This window comes from Aeromicrobium sp. Root472D3 (genome assembly GCF_001426485.1).
GTDB lineage: Bacteria > Actinomycetota > Actinomycetes > Propionibacteriales > Nocardioidaceae > Aeromicrobium.
Map to the genome: position 1 here is coordinate 247,557 of NZ_LMET01000002.1, position 16,131 is coordinate 263,687.

Consider the following 16,131-nt stretch of genomic DNA (forward strand, 5'->3'; position numbering starts at 1 on the left):
TCAGTCCGCGCGCTGCACCACGACGCCGCCGAAGCGGGCTTCGGTGATCGTGCACGCGATGCCGTCGATCCAGCAGCGTCCGGTCTCGAGGACGTCGCCGGCGATCTCGGTCTGCGGGCCGGACGGCGACTCGGCGTAGAAGACGATCAGCCCGCCGCCGAAGCCTTCGTTGTGGCCGACGATGCGCCGTCCGTCGTGGTCGGCGGCACGGCGCTGGCAGTCGGCGCACACCGCGGCGGGGTAGCGGTCCTCGTGCGCGGTGGGGGTGCCGCAGATTGGGCACGGGTGGGTCGCCCCGACGGGTGCCGCGATGCCGTACTCGTGCCGCTGCTCGACCAGCCAGCCGAGGATCAGCGTCTCGATCGTCTCGCCCGACTCCTCGAGCAGGCTGGTCTGGTAGCCGCCGCGGTGGCCGATGATCGCGGCCACGTCGCCGGCCACGAACGCGAAGCCGCCGCACACCGCGTCGTCCTCGAGCTCGCTGTCGGGGTACGGCTCGACGGCGTCGACGCCCAGCACCTGCCGGGCCTTCGCCGCCGCCAGGTCGCGGGTCGTCGTCATGCCAGGGCCTCCTCGATCGTGGCGGCGTAGGTCGCGGCCTCGCCGTCGGCGTACTTCGTGCGCGGCCAGAAGAACCCCCGCAGCCCGTCGCCCTTCGTGCGCGGGACGACGTGCACGTGCAGGTGCGGCACGCTCTGCGACACGACGTTGTTCATCGCGACGAACGTGCCCTGGGCGCCCAGGCCCGACGTCAGCGCGTCGGCGACCCGCTGCGCGGTCGAGAACAGCGGCACGATCAGGGGCTCGGGCAGATCGGGCAGCGTCGCGACGTGCTCGCGCGGCACCAGCAGCACGTGCCCCTTGAACACGGGCCGTACGTCGAGGAAGCCCACGACGTCGTCGGTCTCGAGCACCCGGTGCGCCGCGGCCTCGCCGGAGACGATGCGGCAGAACAGGCAGCCGTCGTCGGCAGGGCGGGTGGCGCTCATGGGTCGAGTCCATCACATCCGGGGTTAGGGTGAGACATGGCTGACACCGAAGGCAACGACGCGAAGACCGACATGAAGGCCAAGTTCCGCGAGGCGCTCGACAAGAAGAAGAACCAGCACCACGCGACCGCCGAGGGCGCCGAGCACGACGGCAGCGAGAAGTCGCACGGAGCCACGGGGCCCACGACGGCACCGGAGTTCCGCCGCAAGAGCGTCTGACGGTCGGCGCCACGTCCCGAGCCTGTAACCTCGGGACGTGGCAGCACCAGACTTCGCAGAGCAGACCAAGGCCCTCGACGCGACCCTGACGTCGATCGAGAAGGTGCTCGACCTCGACGCCGTCCGCAAGGAGATCGACGACCTGCAGGTCGAGGTCGGCGACCCCCAGCTGTGGGACGACCAGGCCAACGCCCAGCGCGTGACCAGCCGGTTGTCGACGCTGCAGGCGCAGGTCGAGCGGGTCACGGGCCTGCGCACGCGCCTCGACGACGTCACCCTGATGCACGAGATGGCGGTCGAGGAGGGCGACGACGAGACGGCGGCCGAGGTCGACCGCGAGCTCGTCCGCATCAAGAAGACGATCGACTCGCTCGAGGTGCGCACGCTGCTGTCGGGCGAGTACGACGAGCGCGACGCCCTCGTGTCGATCCGCTCGGGCGCCGGTGGCGTCGACGCCGCCGACTTCGCGCTGATGCTGCAGCGCATGTACATCCGCTGGGCCGAGCGCCACGGCTACACCGTCGAGGTCTACGACACGTCGTACGCCGAGGAAGCGGGCCTCAAGTCGACGACGTTCGCCGTCAAGGCCCCGTACGCCTACGGCACGCTGTCGGTCGAGGCCGGCACCCACCGCCTCGTGCGCATCTCGCCGTTCGACAACCAGGGTCGCCGCCAGACGTCGTTCGCGGCGATCGAGGTCGTGCCGGTGCTGGAGCAGACCGACGAGATCGACGTGCCCGACGAGGAGATCCGCGTCGACGTCTACCGCTCGTCGGGCCCCGGCGGCCAGAGCGTCAACACGACCGACTCGGCGGTGCGCCTGACGCACATCCCGACCGGCACGGTCGTGAGCTGCCAGAACGAGAAGAGCCAGCTGCAGAACAAGGCCAGCGCGATGGTGATCCTCAAGGCCAAGCTGCTGGCGCTCAAGAAGGCCGAGGAGCGCGCGCACCTCGACGAGCTGCGCGGTGACGTGCAGGCGTCGTGGGGCGACCAGATGCGCAACTACGTCCTCAACCCGTACCAGATGGTCAAGGACCTGCGCACCGAGTACGAGAGCGGCAACACGCAGGGCGTCCTCGACGGCGAGATCGACGACTTCATCGAGGCCGGCATCCGCTGGCGCCGCAACCAGGTCGCGTAGACCGGGCGAGCTCCGCGAGCGTCGGAGCGCGCCAGCGGAGCTGGGGGCACCTCCCGCTTGCGGGGGAGAGCGTCTCGCGGCGAAGCCGCCAGCCAGCGAGGCGTGGTGAGCGATCGAGCTCGGGCGATCGGACGCCGGCTCAGTGCCGGCGCGAGCGGTGCAGCAGGAACAGGAAGTACGGCGTGCCGATCGCCGCGGTGAGCAGGCTCGCCGACAGCTGGGTCGGTGCGACGACGGTGCGGCCGAGCAGGTCCGACAGGCTCAGCACGATCGCGCCGAGCAGCGCGGCGACGGGCAGCACCAGGCGGTGACGGCGTCCGACCAGCGCCCGCGCGGCGTGCGGCGCGACGAGCCCCACGAAGCCGACGACGCCGATGACCGCCACGGCGGCCGCCGCCATCAGGGTGCCGCTGCCGAGCAGCAGCAGGCGGGCGCGGGCGGGGTTCACGCCGAGCACGCGGGGCGTGTCCTCGTCGACCGACAGCAGGTCGAGCCGGCGCGCCGCCGTCCACGACAGCGGCAGCAGGACGGCACACGCCACGACGAGCGGCCAGAGGTGCTCGTACGCCCGCCCGTACGTCGACCCCGACAGCCACGTGAGCGCCTTCGCGGCGTTGAAGGGGTCGGTCGCGACGATCAGCACGGTGACCGTCGCGGTGGCGGCGTAGGCGACGCCGACGCCCAGCAGCACGAGGCGGTCGGTCGCGAAGCCGCTGCGGGCCGCGAGCCCGAACACGATGACGGACGCGACGACCGCGCCCGCCGCGCTGGCTCCCGAGATGGCCCAGAAGCTCGCGGTCGGCACCGCCGTCACGACGATCACGGCGCCGACCGACCCGCCGCCCGAGACGCCGAGCAGCGTCGGGTCGGCGAGCGGGTTGCGGGTGACGGCCTGGATCAGCACGCCCGACACCGCCAGCGCGACGCCGGCCAGCACGGCCGCCAGCACGCGGGGCGCCCGGGCGTCCATGACGTTGGTCGTGATGGGCCCGGCACGTCCGGTGACCCAGTTGACGAGGTCGCCGAGCAGGAACATGCGGTCGCCGACCAGCATCGACGCCCCCGCCACCGCGACCAGCAGCGCGACGAGCGCGGCGATCAGGACGACCGGGTGCCTGAGCCCCAGCCCCCGGACGTCGAGCGCGTTGCCGCCCTCGTCGAGGCGCGACGCGCGCAGGCGCAGCGCGAACGCGACCAGCACGACGGCGCCGAGCAGCGTCGTGGCGACCCCCGTCGGCACCTGCACGGCGCGCTGCGAGCCCATCACGGCCCGCACGACGACGTCTGCGAGCAGGACGATCGCAACACCCGCCAGGCCCGACAGCGGCACGAGGGCCCGGTGGCGGTGCAGCCCCCTCACGCGTGACGTGCCGAGGCGGACGAGCGCCGGTGCGACGAGCCCGATGAAGCCGATCGGCCCGGCGACCGTGACCGACACGGCCGACAGCAGCACGGCCAGGACGATGACGGTCAGCTGCGTCCGGCGCACCGGCACGCCCAGCGACCGGGCCTCGTCGTCGCCCAGCGTCAGCAGGTCGAGCCGGCGGCAGAAGACCATGACGGCCGCCACGACGACGACCATCAACGGCGCCATCAGGCGCAGCGTGCCGAAGCCGTTCTGGCTCAGGGTGCCGGCCTCCCAGGCCTGCAGGCCGATCGCCTCGAGCGGGTTGAGGATGATGAGCATCGTCGAGATCGCCGTGAACCCCAGCGAGATGACGGTGCCGGCGAGCACGAGCCGCACCGTGCCGTACTCGGTGCCGGCCAGGACGAACACGACCAGCGCCGCGACGAGACCGCCGCCGAAGGCCAGGACCAGGTCGCCCGCGATCGCCGACGGCACGCCGACGGTCGCGCCGACCGTGACGGCCAGGTAGGCGCCGGAGTTGACCGCCAGGGTGTCGGGCGACGCCAGCATGTTGCGCGCCACCGACTGCATCGCGGCGCCCGCGACGCCGAGGCAGACGCCCACGACGAGCCCGGCGGCGAGCCGCGGGAGCCGGGACTCGACGACGACGGCGGCCGACTGGTCGGACCCCGAGCCGGTCAGCCACCCCCACAGCTCCGGGACGCCGACCGCGGCGGTGCCCTGGACGACGTGGATCGCCGACACCACCGCGATGACGACGACCAGCCCCGCGGCGACCGCCGCGAGCCGCCACGGCGAGGTCGGCTCGTCGACCGGCGCCGACGAGACGAGCTCGTCGGCGCCGGGGCGGTCGTCCGTCAGGGTCATGGTGAGGGAGTCGTCAGGGCGGCGTCGGTCAGCTGACCGTCGCGCTGACCGCGTCGAGGAACTGCTCCATCGACTTCGGCCCGCCGAACATCCAGATGCTGTCGGGGAAGCGGACGACGCCGTCGTCCGCGACGAACGGCAGCGACGTCCACACCGCGTTGTCCTTCAGGGTGTCGACGTACGGGTCGGTCTCCGACTCGTTGGCGATGTACCAGTACTTCGTGTCGGCCGGCAGCTTCGTGAGCCCCTCGACGTCGGTCTGCGCCAGGCCGTACGCCTTGTCGGGCTCGAGCCCGTCGATCGAGTCCCACGCATTGGTGAAGCCCAGCTCGCCCAGCAGGGTGCCGAGCTGCGACGTCGCGGTGTACGGACGCACCGAGACGGCGTCGCCGGTGTCGTAGGCGTCGCTGAACGCCACCGTCGCGCCCGCGAAGTCGGAGTCGGCGACGGTCTTCTTCGTCTCGTCGAGCGCGGCGTCGAACTCGGTGCGCAGCGTCGCGGCCTCGTCCTCGGTGCCCGTGACCTTGGCGACGGTGTCGATGTTGTCGAACATCTGCGTGATCTGCTCGCCGGCCTTGCCGCCCGGCAGCACGACGACCGGGATCGTCTTCTCGATCTGCTCGACGGCGTCGCCCGTGAGGCTGTCGGTCACGAAGAGGACGTCGAGGTCGAGCGAGGCGAGCTGGTCGATGCTGGGCTCGCCGCGGGTGCCGAGGTCGGTCACGTCGGCGTCGAGGGTGACGGCGCTGTCCCACGTCGTGAAGCCCTTGACGTCCGACACGCCGACGGGCTGCACGCCGAGCGAGACCAGGTACTCCGCGGCGTTCCACTCCGTGGCGCCGACCCGCTCGGCCGGTCCGTCGAGGGTGACCTTCTTGCCACGGGCGTCGGTGACGGTGATCTTCTCCCCGCCGCCGCCGCCGGCGCCGGAGCCGGACGTCGACGAGCCGTCGTCGGACGACTCGGTGGTGCCGCAGGCGGCGAGCGTGGTTGCGAGCAGCGCGGTGGCGGCCAGGATCGAGAGACGGGTGGACTTCACGGGTTCTCCTTCGAGGTGGTGGCACGGGTGTGGTGCCGGGCCACGGCGCGGGTGCGCACGTGGCCGGTCGCGGGGTCGACGGCGACGTCGACCCGGATGCCGTAGGCGGCGCTGAGGCGCTCGGACGTCAGGACCTCGGCGGGCGTCCCGGCGGCGTCGACGCGGCCGTCGACGAGCAGGACGATCTCGTCGGCGATCGCCGCCGCCTGGTCGAGGTCGTGCAGGACGACGCCGACCGCGATGCCGTGATGGTCGGCGAGGTCGCGGACCGTGTCGAGCAGCTCGACCTGGTAGCGCAGGTCGAGGAACGTCGTGGGCTCGTCGAGCAGCAGCACCGCGGTGTCCTGGGCCAGGCAGCTGGCCAGCCAGACGCGCTGCAGCTGACCGCCCGACAGTGCGTCGACGGGGCGTCCGGCCAGCTCGTCGACGCCGCACATCGCCATGACGCGGTCGACGACCTCGTGGCCGTCGGGGTCGGAACCGCTCCACCGGGCGCGGTGCGGGTGCCGTCCGTACTCGACGACCTCGCGCACCGAGACGCCGCCGGGCACGCTGCGCGACTGCGACAGCAGCGTCAGGCGCGTGGCCAGGTCGCGTCCCGACAGGTCGGACACGGGGGTGCCGTCACCCAGCTCGACCCGGCCGTCGCTGGGGGAGTGCAGGTCGGCCATCGACCGCAGCAGCGTCGACTTGCCCGAACCGTTGGGGCCGATCAGGGCCGTGACGCATCCGGCGCGCAGTGCCACGTCGACCCCGTGCACGACGGTCGAGCGGCGGTAGCCGGCCACCAGGCCGGTCGCGCGCAGCTGGATCGCCGAGGGGGAGGTCACCCGACCAAGGTAAGGCAAGCCTCATCTTGGTCGGGTCGCGGGTCAGCCCTCGGACGCCTGCTTGTCCTCGACCCGCTGGCGGATGCGGCCCATGCCGGGGATCTTGGCGATCATCTCGTTGAGCTCGTGCATCGTGTCGAGCATGTCGTGGATGTCGGGTGCCACGGACTGCATGTTCTCGACGATCGGCAGGATGTCGGCGACCAGGCGGTCGACCAGCTCGGGGGTGTGGTCGATGAGCCGCACGAGCGCCTCGACCTCCTCCGGGCTGGTGCTCTTGGCCAGGCGGTCGAGGGTCGGCTGCAGCATCTCGAGCGACGGGGCGAACGAGTCGAGCAGGTGCTGGGCGCGGTTGACGGTGGGCTCGATGCTGCCGACCAGGCCCGCGGCGCGCAGCACGAGCTTGTCGGCACTCGTGATCGTCCGGTCGATGCGCTCGACCGACTCGTCGGCCCGGTCGATCGTCTCGCCGACGCGCACCACGACGTCGTCGGCCGAGCGGCGGGTCTGCTCGATGCGGTCGATCAGGCCGTCGACGCGCGCGATGAGCGCCTCGGCCTGACCCAGCAGCGTCAGGGCGCGGGGGAGGGCGCCCGCGACGTCCTCGACCAGCTGGCGGGCCTGACCCATGAGCGTCACGGCGTCGCGGGGATCAGGAAGAGGCAGTCGCATCCGCCCACGTTATCGGGGTCGTCCCCACCCCGCTCATGTCCGTCAGGGCAACTCCCGTTTACCGCGAAGGGGTCAGGACCGGGTGCTGAAGGCGGCGTCGAAGGCGGCCGTCGGGGCGTCGAACAGGTTGGCCCTGACGTACGCCAGCGCCTCGGGCGCGCCGAGCAGGCGGTCCATGCCGGCGTCCTCCCACTCGATCGAGACGGGGCCGTCGTAGCCGATCGTGTTGAGCATCCGGAAGCACGCCTCCCAGGGGACGTCGCCGCGTCCCGTCGACACGAAGTCCCACCCGCGTCGCGGATCGGCCCACGGCAGGTGCGAGCCGAGGATCCCGTTGCGCCCGTTGCCGACCTGCTTCTTCGCGTCCTTGCAGTCGACGTGGTAGATCCGGTCCTTGAAGTCCCACAGGAACCCCAGCGGGTCGAGGTCCTGCCACATGAAGTGCGACGGGTCCCAGTTGAGCCCGAACGCCTCGCGGTGGCCGATCGCCTCGAGCGCGGCGTGCGTCGTCCAGTAGTCGTACGCGATCTCGCTGGGGTGCACCTCGTGGGCGAAGCGCACGCCCTCCTCGTCGAACACGTCGAGGATCGGGTTCCAGCGGTCGGCGAAGTCCTGGTAGCCCGCCGCGATCATCGCCTCGGACGCCGGCGGGAACATCGCGACGTACTTCCAGATCGACGAGCCCGTGAACCCGACGACGGTGTCGACGCCGAGCATGCGGGCGGCCCGAGCGGTGTGCTTCATCTCCTCGGCGGCACGCTGACGGACGCCCTCGGGGTCGCCGTCTCCCCACACCCGCGCCGACAGGATGTCGTGGTGACGCTCGTCGATCGGGTCGTCGCAGACCGCCTGGCCCTTGAGGTGGTTCGAGATCGCGTGCACCTGCAGGCCGTGCTCGTCGAGGATGTCGAGACGGGTCTGGATGTACGCCGGGTCCTCGACCGCGGCCCACGGGTCGAGGTGGTCGCCCCAGCACGCGATCTCGAGGCCGTCGTATCCCCATCCGGCCGCGAGTCGTGCGACCTCCTCGAACGGCAGGTCGGCCCACTGGCCGGTGAACAGGGTGATCGGACGCGTCATGCGGAGCTCCTGGGTCGGGTGGTCAGAGGGTCTGGGTGGTGCCGCTGGCGGCGGACGCCTCGACGGCGGCGAGCACGCGCTGCACCGCGAGCCCGTCGGCGAACGACGGCGCCGGGTCGGCGCCCTTGGCGATGTCGGTGACGAGGTCGACGACCTGGTGCGTGAAGCCGTGCTCGTAGCCGAGCCCGTGGCCTGGTGGCCACCACGCGGCGACGTACGGGTGGCTCGCCTCGGTGACGATGATGCGTCGGAAGCCCGCGACGGACGGGTCCTCGGTGGCGTCGAAGAACTCGAGGACGTTCATGTCCTCGAAGTCGAACGACAGCGAGCCGAGCGTCCCGTTGATCTCGAGGCGCAACGCGTTCTTGCGGCCCGTGGCGAAGCGCGTGGCCTCGAAGACTCCGATGGCGCCGCCGACGAAGCGGGCGGTGAAGGCGGCCGCATCGTCGACGGTCACCGGACCGCGCTCGGCGTCCACGGAGGAGGAGCCGCCGAGCGTGGCGTGGTCGCCCCCGAGGGGGCGGGTCTGGACGAAGGTCTCCATGAGACCGCTGACCGACGCGATCGACGTGCCGGTCACGAACTGCGCCATGTCGATCACGTGGGCGCCGATGTCGCCGAGCGCGCCGGAGCCCGCGAGCGACTTGTCGAGGCGCCAGCTGAGCGGCGCGTTCTCGTCGGCGAGCCAGTCCTGCAGGTACTGCCCGCGGACGTGGCGGATCGTGCCGAGCCGGCCCGACGCCACGAGCTGGCGGGCCAGGGCCACGGCGGGGGTGCGGCGGTACGTGAAGCCGACCATCGCCCGGACGCCGCGCTCGGCGGCGGCTGCGGCGGCGTCGGCCATCGCCTCGGCCTCCTCGACGGTGTTGGCCAGGGGCTTCTCGCACAGGACGTGCTTGCCGGCCTCGAGGGCCGCGATCGCGATCTCGGCGTGGGTGTTGCCGGGCGTGCAGACGTCGATGACGTCGACGTCGTCGCGGGTCAGCAGGGCGCGCCAGTCGGTCTCGACCGACTCCCAGCCGAAGCGGCGGGCAACCTCGCCGGCGGCGTCCTCGTTGCGTCCGCAGACGGCGCGGAGGCGAGGACGCAGGGGCAGGTCGAAGAACGCGGGGGCCGTGCGCCAGGCCTGCGAGTGGGCGGCGCCCATGAAGGCGTAGCCGACCATCGCGATGCCCAGGTCGGGCCGTGTGTCGGTCATGAGGATTCCTTGGGGCGGCGGTGGAGGACGGAGAGGGGCCGGGGCCCGCGGCGGTGGCCGCGGGCCCCAGCCGATCAGATCAGGACCGGAAGGCCGACGGCAGGTACGTNGTCACGACGGGCGCGGCGAGCTTGAGCTGGCGCGGCACCTCGATCTCGGCGAGGTCCGACAGCGACTTGTCCTGCACCAGCAGGCGGGCCAGCTTGACGCCGTCGGCGGCCTGCGTCGACGGGTAGACGACGGTGGCCTTGAGCACCGAGTCGCCGGCCTTGATGGCCTCCATGACGTCGGCCGAGCCGGCGCCGCCGATCATCGTGAACTCGTCGCGGTTGGCGTTGTTGATCGCCGCGAGGACGCCGACGCCCTGGTCGTCGTCGTGGTTCCACAGGTAGTCGATCTTCGGCGCGGCCTGCAGCAGGTTGGAGGCGACCTTCTCGCCCGACTCGACCGTGAACTCGGCGGCGACACGGTTGTCGACGTCGAGACCGCAGGCCTTGAGCGCGTCCTCGAAGCCCTGCGAGCGCTCCTGGGTCAGCGGCAGCGAGTCGATGCCGGCGATCTCGGCGACGACCTTGTCCTTCGAGCCCTTGGCGTCCTCGCAGACGAAGGTGCCGGCCGAGACGCCCATGCCGTAGTTGTCGCCCAGCACCGTCGTGCGGGCGGCGAACGGGGAGTCGAACTCGCGGTCGACGTTGACGACCGTGATGCCGGCGTCCATGGCCTTGCGGGCGACCTGCGTCATGGCGGCGCCGTCGAACGGCAGCAGCACGATCGCGTCGACCTTGTCGTTGATGAAGGTCTCGACCTGCGAGATCTGCAGGTTGACGTCGTTGGTGCCCTCGGCGACCTTGAGCTCGACGTCGTCGTACTGCTCGGCCTGTGCGACGGCGGCCTTCGTGATGGCACCCATCCACCCGTGGTCGGCGGCCGGGGCCGAGAAGCCGATGACGACCTTGTCACCGCTCTTGTCGTTGTCGGTGCCGCTCTTGGTGACGGCGGCGCTGGTGTCGTCACCGTCGCTCGAGCTGTTGGTGCAGGCGCCGAGGACGAGCGTGGCGGCGGCGAAGGCGCCGGCGACGGCGAGTCCGCGACGGCGGGACGGGATGGTGGACATGTGTACTCCTGGTGGGGGTGAGGTGGTGCGATGGTGCGGGGCTGTGCGGGTCTTCCGTTACGGCTTGCGGTTCGCGATGCGCTGCTGCAGGAGCACGGCGATCACGATGATCACGCCCTTCGCGACGTTCTGGGTCGACGTCGAGAGGTTGTTCAGCGTGAAGACGTTGGTGAGGGTCGTGAAGATCAGGACGCCGAAGAGAGTGCCGACGACCGTGCCGCGTCCGCCGCTCAGCAACGTGCCGCCGATGACGACGGCAGCGATGACGTCGAGCTCGAGGAGCGTGCCGTGCGTCGACGAGCCGGTCGTGGTGCGTGACATCACGATCAGGGCGGCGATGCCGCAGGTCATGCCCAGCAGCGCGTAGAGGTAGACCGTGTGGCGCTGCACCTTGATGCCGGCCAGGCGGGCGGCCTCCGGGTTGCCGCCGACCGCGAACGTGCGGCGGCCGAAGGTCGTCCGGTTCAGCAGGAACCAGCCACCGACCGTCACGAGCGCGAAGATGATGACGATGACGGGGATGCCGAGCGGCTCGGCGCCGAAGAAGTCGGTGAAGCCCTGGTTGCGCAGGATCTGCGTCTTGCGGTCCGCGATGAGCTCGGCGAGCGCGCGGGCCGACGCGAGCATCGCGAGGGTCGCGACGAAGGGCACGATCCTGCCGTAGGCCACCAGCAGGCCGTTGATGACCCCGCAGGCGGTGCCGACCAGGAGCGCGCTGAGCACGATCACGATCCAGTGCACGTCATCGGCCATGGCCTGGGTGCCGGTGGTGGTGGCCCAGACGGAGGCGAGGGCGACGATCGCGCCGACGGACAGGTCGATGCCACCGCCGGTGATCACGAACGTCATGCCGATCGCGACGACACCGGTGACGGTGGCCAGACGCAGGATCGTGACGATGTTGTCGGTGCTCGCGAAGCGCTCCCCAGCCGTCACGACGCCGACGACGCACAGGACGACGAGGGCGATGACGAGGCCGAGGTTGCGCGCGATGCCGACGGAACCGCCACGATCGCCCTTCGGCGGGGTGGGGACGGTCAGGGACGGGTCCTTCAGGGAGGCGCTCACGCTGCCCCTTCCTTGTCGTGGTCGTGGGTGGCGAGGATGCGGTCGAGGACGCCGGCGGCGTCGATGGCGTCGCTGGGACCGTCGTGGACGACGGAGCCCTCGGCGACGACGAGCACGCGGTCGGACAGGCCGAGCACTTCGTCGATGTCGCTCGAGACGACCACGACGGCGACGCCGGAGTCGGCCAGCTCGCGGATCAGCGAGTAGATCTCGGCCCGCGCGCCGACGTCGACACCGCGGGTCGGCTCGTCGAGCAGCAGGATCGTGCACGACCGCAGCAGCCAGCGGGCCAGGACGACCTTCTGCTGGTTGCCGCCCGAGAGTGTGCGGATGATCCGGTCGGGGGCGTCGGGCCGTACGTCGACGGAGCGGGCCGCGTCGTGGGCGGCGCGGCGTTCGGCCGCCTCGTTGGAGAAGCCGCCGCGGGCGAAGCGGGAGAAGCTCGCGAGCGAGATGTTGCGGTAGACGGCCTCGTCGAGGATCAGGCCCTGCGACTTGCGCTCCTCGGGGCATAGGCCGAGGCCGGCGCCCACCGCGGCGTCGACCGACCCGTTGCGCAGCGTCGTGCCGCCGACCGTGACCGTGCCGCTCGTGGCCCGCCGCGCGCCGTAGATCGTCTCGACGATCTCGCTGCGGCCGGCTCCCACCAGACCGGCCAGGCCGATGATCTCGCCGGGGCGCAGGTCGAACGACACGTCCGTGAACTCGCCGACCCGTGAGAGGGAGTCGACCGACAGGACGGGTGCGGCATCGGGGACCGGCTCGGTGCGCCGCGGGAAGACCGACGTGACGGTGCGACCGGTCATGAGCGTGATGAGCTCGGACGTCGGGGTGTCCTGCGCCGAGAGATCCGTCGCGACCGTCGCGCCGTCCTTCAGGACCGTCAGGCGGTCGCCGATGCGACGGATCTCCTCGAGCCGGTGCGAGATGTAGATGATCGCGGTGCCGGAGGCGCGCAGGTCGTCGACGACGCGGAACAGGCCGTCGACCTCGTCGGCGTCGAGCACCGCCGAGGGCTCGTCCATCACGATGACCTTGGCGTCGCGCGACAGCGCCCGGGCCATCGACACGATCTGCTTCCCTGCGGCCGACAGGCTGCCGACCTCGCGGGTCGGGCGGATCTCGGAGTGGCCCAGCGTGGCGAGCAGCTCGCGGGCGGCCCGGTTCATCTCGGCGTCGCGGGTCATGCCGCCGCGCGCCCGCTCGTGCCCGAGGAAGATGTTGTGGGCGACGGTGAGGCCGTCGACGAGGTCGAGCTCCTGGTAGATCGTCGCGACGCCGGTGGCCAGGGCGTCCTGGGGGTTCGCGAACGAGATCGGCTCGCCGTCCCACAGGATCGTGCCCTCGTCGATCGGGTGGGCGCCGGCGAGCACCTTGATCAGCGTCGACTTGCCGGCGCCGTTCTGGCCCAGCAGGCAGTGCACCTCGCCGGCGCGGACCACGAGGTCGACGCCGTCGAGGGCTCGGACCCCGGGGAACTGTTTGACGATGCCGCGCATCTCGAGCAGCGGGGTGACGGTCTGTCGCATGGGAGTGACCCTAGTCACAGGTTTTGTCGGCCGTCAAGCAAAAGTCAGAAGTTCGCCGACGGGGTTGCTTGACGTCGGCGTCGAAACACGGTCTGGTTGACTCATGACCATGACTGCGCCCGTCGGGCTGCCGCCGGCGCTCGTCGGCACGGGAGACCTGTTCCAGCTGCTGCGCGACGGTCGTCCACGGACCCGGGGCGAGCTGTCGACGCTGTCGTCACTCGCCCGCTCGACCATCACGACGCGCGTCGACGCCCTGCTGGCCTCGGGCCTGCTCGCGCCCGTCGGCGAGGCCGCGTCGACCGGGGGACGTCCGCCCACCCGCTTCGCGCTCAACCGCCACGACCGGGTCGTCCTCGCGATCGACCTCGGAGCGTCGCACGCGACGGTCGCCGTCAGCGACCTGTCGGGCGAGGTGCTGGGCGAGCGCACCGTCGCCTGCGACATCGCCGACGGACCCGAGATCGTGCTCGACCGCGTCGCCGACATCGGCACCGAGCTGCTGGCCGACCTCGGCCGCACCGTGCCCGACGTCGCCGGTGTCGGCATCGGCGTGCCCGGCCCCGTCGAGCACGCCACCGGGCGTCCCGCGAACCCGCCGATCATGCCCGGCTGGCACGACGTCGACGTCCCCGAGCGGCTGGGCCGGCGCTTCAGCGGCCCCGTCCTCGTCGACAACGACGTCAACCTGATGGCGCTGGGCGAGTACGTCACGTCGTGGCAGTCGTCCCGCCACCTGCTGCTCGTCAAGGTCGCGACGGGCATCGGAGCGGGCATCGTCACCGACGGACGGCTGCTGCGCGGTGCGCTGGGCTCGGCCGGCGACCTCGGGCACGTCCAGGTGGCCGGCGCGCCCGCCGACGTCGTGTGCCGCTGCGGCAACATCGGCTGCCTCGAGGCCGTGGCCGCGGGTCCCGCGATCGCGGCGACCCTGCGGGCCAAGGGCCTGGACGTCGAGGGGTCGCAGGGCATCGTCGACGCCGTCGCGGCCGGCGAGGTCGCCGCGCTGCAGGCCGTCCGCGAGGCCGGGCGCGACCTCGGCTCGGTGCTCGCCACGTGCGTCAACCTGCTGAACCCGTCGGTGATCGTGATCGGCGGCAAGCTGTCGGAGGCGGGGGAGTACCTGCTGGCGGGCGTCCGCGAGGTCGTCTACCAGCGGTCGCTGCCGCTCGCGACCAACGACCTGCGCATCGTCAGCACCTCGGCCGGCAGCCGCGGCGGCATCCTCGGCGCGAGCGCGATGGTCATCGACGCCGTGCTGGCGCCGAGGGCCGTCGACGCCTACGTCGCGAGCCGCACCGCCTGACCCGTCCACGGCGCGACGTCCCACGACTCTGGGTCCCGGCTGCCTACAGTGGCTCAGTGATTCGATTCGACAAGGTCACCAAGACCTACCCCGGCCAGAAGCGCGCCGCGCTCGACGGCGTCGACCTCGAGATCGAGAAGGGCGAGTTCGTCTTCCTGGTCGGTGCCTCGGGCTCGGGCAAGTCCACGTTCCTGCGGCTGATCCTGCGCGAGGCGCGCCCCACGAGCGGACGCGTCTACGTCGCCGGCAAGGAGATCAACAAGCTGTCGAGCTGGAAGGTGCCCAAGCTGCGCCGCCAGGTCGGCACGGTCTTCCAGGACTTCCGCCTGCTGCCCAACAAGACCGTCACCGAGAACGTCGCGTTCGCGCTGCAGGTCATCGGCAAGTCGCGCGCCGAGATCAACTCCCTCGTGCCCGAGACGCTCGAGATGGTCGGCCTCGAGGGCAAGGGGCACCGCATGCCCGACGAGCTGTCCGGTGGCGAGCAGCAGCGTGTCGCCGTCGCCCGCGCGTTCGTCAACCGTCCGATGATCCTGATCGCCGACGAGCCCACCGGCAACCTCGACCCCGCGACCAGCGTCGGCATCATGAAGCTGCTCGACCGGATCAACCGCACCGACACCACCGTCGTCATGGCCACGCACGACTCGACGATCGTCGACCAGATGCGCAAGCGCGTCATCGAGCTCGAGTCGGGGCTCATCGTCCGCGACGAGGCCCGTGGCATCTACGGCTACCAGAACTGACCCGGCGAAGAGGACCACATGCGTAGCACTCTCAGCGAGCTGGGCCAGAGCCTGTCTCGCAACAAGTCCATGACCGTCTCCCTGATCGTCACGATGACGGTGTCGCTGCTGCTCGCCGCGCTCGGCCTGCTGATCCTGGCCCAGTCGCAGCGCACCGAGAAGTACTTCGGCGACAAGCTGCAGCTGCAGGTCAACCTGTGCACCAAGAACTCGCTGGCCCCGACGTGCATCGGCGGCGCCGCGACCGACGACCAGCAGGACGCGGTGCAGGAGGCCCTGCGCGGCAACTCGCAGGTCAAGTCGTTCGACATCCGCACGCCGCAGGAGAACTACGACCAGGCACGCGTCCTGTTCGGCCAGTCCGAGACGGGTCGCAAGCAGCTCGAGACGCTGAGCCCCGACTCGTTCCCCGTGTCGTACTTCGTGACGCTCAACGACCCGCAGAAGTACGACGCGGTCGTCAGCCAGGTGTCGGGCATGGACGGCGTCGGCAACGTCAGCTCGCTCAAGGAGCTGCTGGGGCCGCTGTTCTCGGCGCTCGACAAGCTGCGCAACGGCGCCCTGGCCATCTCGGCGCTGCTGATCTTCGCCGCGGTGCTGCAGGTCTCCAACACGATCCGCATGACGGCGTACGCGCGACGCCGCGAGATCGGCATCATGCGGCTGGTCGGTGCGTCGAGCTGGCACATCCAGCTGCCGTTCATCCTGGAGTCGATGCTGGCGGCCCTCATCTCCGCCGCGCTGGCCGCAGCAGGGCTCGCCGCGTTCGTCCACTTCGTCGTCTACGGCTACCTGCGCGACACCCTCGGCAAGATCACGACATGGGTCGGCTGGGGCGACGCGGTGCAGGTCATGGGCATGACGACGGTGCTCGCGCTGCTGCTCGCGCTGATCCCGACACTCTTCCTGACGCGCAAATACCTCGACGTGTGAGGTTCATAGCCTAAAGTCGGGCTTGATA

At 71.2% G+C, this 16,131-nt stretch carries 15 protein-coding genes and 1 pseudogene; 5 read left to right on the forward strand and 11 right to left on the reverse strand.

Annotated elements, in window-relative coordinates:
• Both ASD10_RS15940 and ASD10_RS15945 read right to left on the reverse strand, forming a co-directional pair.
• Positions 1-561 (reverse strand): hypothetical protein, encoded by a 561-nt coding sequence (locus ASD10_RS15940; RefSeq protein ID WP_056611176.1) that lies wholly within the window; start codon positions 559-561, stop codon positions 1-3.
• On the reverse strand, positions 558-989 hold the full coding sequence (locus ASD10_RS15945) for an HIT family protein (protein ID WP_056611179.1): 432 nt from the start codon (positions 987-989) through the stop codon (positions 558-560). The genes ASD10_RS15940 and ASD10_RS15945 overlap by 4 nt, the downstream gene beginning before the upstream one ends.
• A 36-nt stretch (positions 990-1,025) precedes the next feature.
• Between ASD10_RS15945 and ASD10_RS15950 the strand changes: the two genes are divergently transcribed.
• Entirely contained in the window at positions 1,026-1,208 is a 183-nt protein-coding gene (locus ASD10_RS15950; RefSeq protein ID WP_056611183.1) for a DUF5302 domain-containing protein, read from the forward strand.
• 37 nt (positions 1,209-1,245) lie between these two features.
• Positions 1,246-2,352 (forward strand): peptide chain release factor 2, encoded by a 1,107-nt coding sequence (prfB, locus tag ASD10_RS15955; protein WP_056611187.1) that lies wholly within the window; start codon positions 1,246-1,248, stop codon positions 2,350-2,352.
• Positions 2,353-2,491: 139 nt separating this feature from the next.
• Here the strand turns inward: prfB and ASD10_RS15960 are convergent, their stop codons facing one another.
• The 9 genes and pseudogenes from ASD10_RS15960 to ASD10_RS19380 form a co-directional block, all read right to left on the reverse strand.
• Positions 2,492-4,588 carry an iron ABC transporter permease gene (locus tag ASD10_RS15960; protein WP_056611190.1) on the reverse strand — a complete coding sequence of 699 codons (2,097 nt, stop codon included), beginning with the start codon at positions 4,586-4,588 and terminating at the stop codon, positions 2,492-2,494.
• A gap of 28 nt (positions 4,589-4,616) precedes the next feature.
• A complete protein-coding gene (locus ASD10_RS15965; protein ID WP_056611193.1) occupies positions 4,617-5,627 on the reverse strand; it encodes an iron-siderophore ABC transporter substrate-binding protein in 1,011 nt (336 codons plus the stop codon).
• Positions 5,624-6,457 (reverse strand): ABC transporter ATP-binding protein, encoded by an 834-nt coding sequence (locus ASD10_RS15970; RefSeq protein WP_304439573.1) that lies wholly within the window; start codon positions 6,455-6,457, stop codon positions 5,624-5,626. The genes ASD10_RS15965 and ASD10_RS15970 overlap by 4 nt, the downstream gene beginning before the upstream one ends.
• A 42-nt stretch (positions 6,458-6,499) precedes the next feature.
• On the reverse strand, positions 6,500-7,129 hold the full coding sequence (locus tag ASD10_RS15975) for a hypothetical protein (RefSeq protein WP_157432694.1): 630 nt from the start codon (positions 7,127-7,129) through the stop codon (positions 6,500-6,502).
• Positions 7,130-7,201: 72 nt separating this feature from the next.
• Positions 7,202-8,209 carry a sugar phosphate isomerase/epimerase gene (locus ASD10_RS15980; protein ID WP_056611200.1) on the reverse strand — a complete coding sequence of 336 codons (1,008 nt, stop codon included), beginning with the start codon at positions 8,207-8,209 and terminating at the stop codon, positions 7,202-7,204.
• A 22-nt stretch (positions 8,210-8,231) separates the two neighbouring features.
• Positions 8,232-9,407, reverse strand: a complete 1,176-nt coding sequence (locus ASD10_RS15985; protein ID WP_056611203.1) for a Gfo/Idh/MocA family protein — start codon at positions 9,405-9,407, stop codon at positions 8,232-8,234.
• A gap of 110 nt (positions 9,408-9,517) precedes the next feature.
• Positions 9,518-10,521: pseudogene (locus ASD10_RS15990) on the reverse strand (substrate-binding domain-containing protein); the annotation flags it as partial.
• A 57-nt stretch (positions 10,522-10,578) separates the two neighbouring features.
• Positions 10,579-11,589, reverse strand: coding sequence for an ABC transporter permease (locus ASD10_RS18495; protein WP_157432695.1), 1,011 nt, complete (start codon positions 11,587-11,589; stop codon positions 10,579-10,581).
• On the reverse strand, positions 11,586-13,118 hold the full coding sequence (locus ASD10_RS19380; protein ID WP_082556347.1) for a sugar ABC transporter ATP-binding protein: 1,533 nt from the start codon (positions 13,116-13,118) through the stop codon (positions 11,586-11,588). Before ASD10_RS19380 ends, ASD10_RS18495 begins: the two co-directional genes overlap by 4 nt.
• 109 nt (positions 13,119-13,227) lie before the next feature.
• On the opposite strand from ASD10_RS19380, the gene ASD10_RS16005 reads away from it, so the two are divergent.
• From ASD10_RS16005 to ftsX, 3 genes are read left to right on the forward strand one after another with little or no spacing between them, the layout of a single operon-like run.
• Entirely contained in the window at positions 13,228-14,424 is a 1,197-nt protein-coding gene (locus ASD10_RS16005) for an ROK family protein (RefSeq protein WP_200938341.1), read from the forward strand.
• A 56-nt stretch (positions 14,425-14,480) separates the two neighbouring features.
• A complete protein-coding gene (ftsE, locus tag ASD10_RS16010; protein ID WP_056611212.1) occupies positions 14,481-15,170 on the forward strand; it encodes a cell division ATP-binding protein FtsE in 690 nt (229 codons plus the stop codon).
• Positions 15,171-15,188: 18 nt separating this feature from the next.
• The gene (ftsX, locus tag ASD10_RS16015; RefSeq protein WP_056611215.1) at positions 15,189-16,103 is read left to right on the forward strand and encodes a permease-like cell division protein FtsX; all 915 of its coding nucleotides are present in this window, start codon (positions 15,189-15,191) and stop codon (positions 16,101-16,103) included.
• The last annotated feature ends 28 nt before the right edge of the window (positions 16,104-16,131 follow it).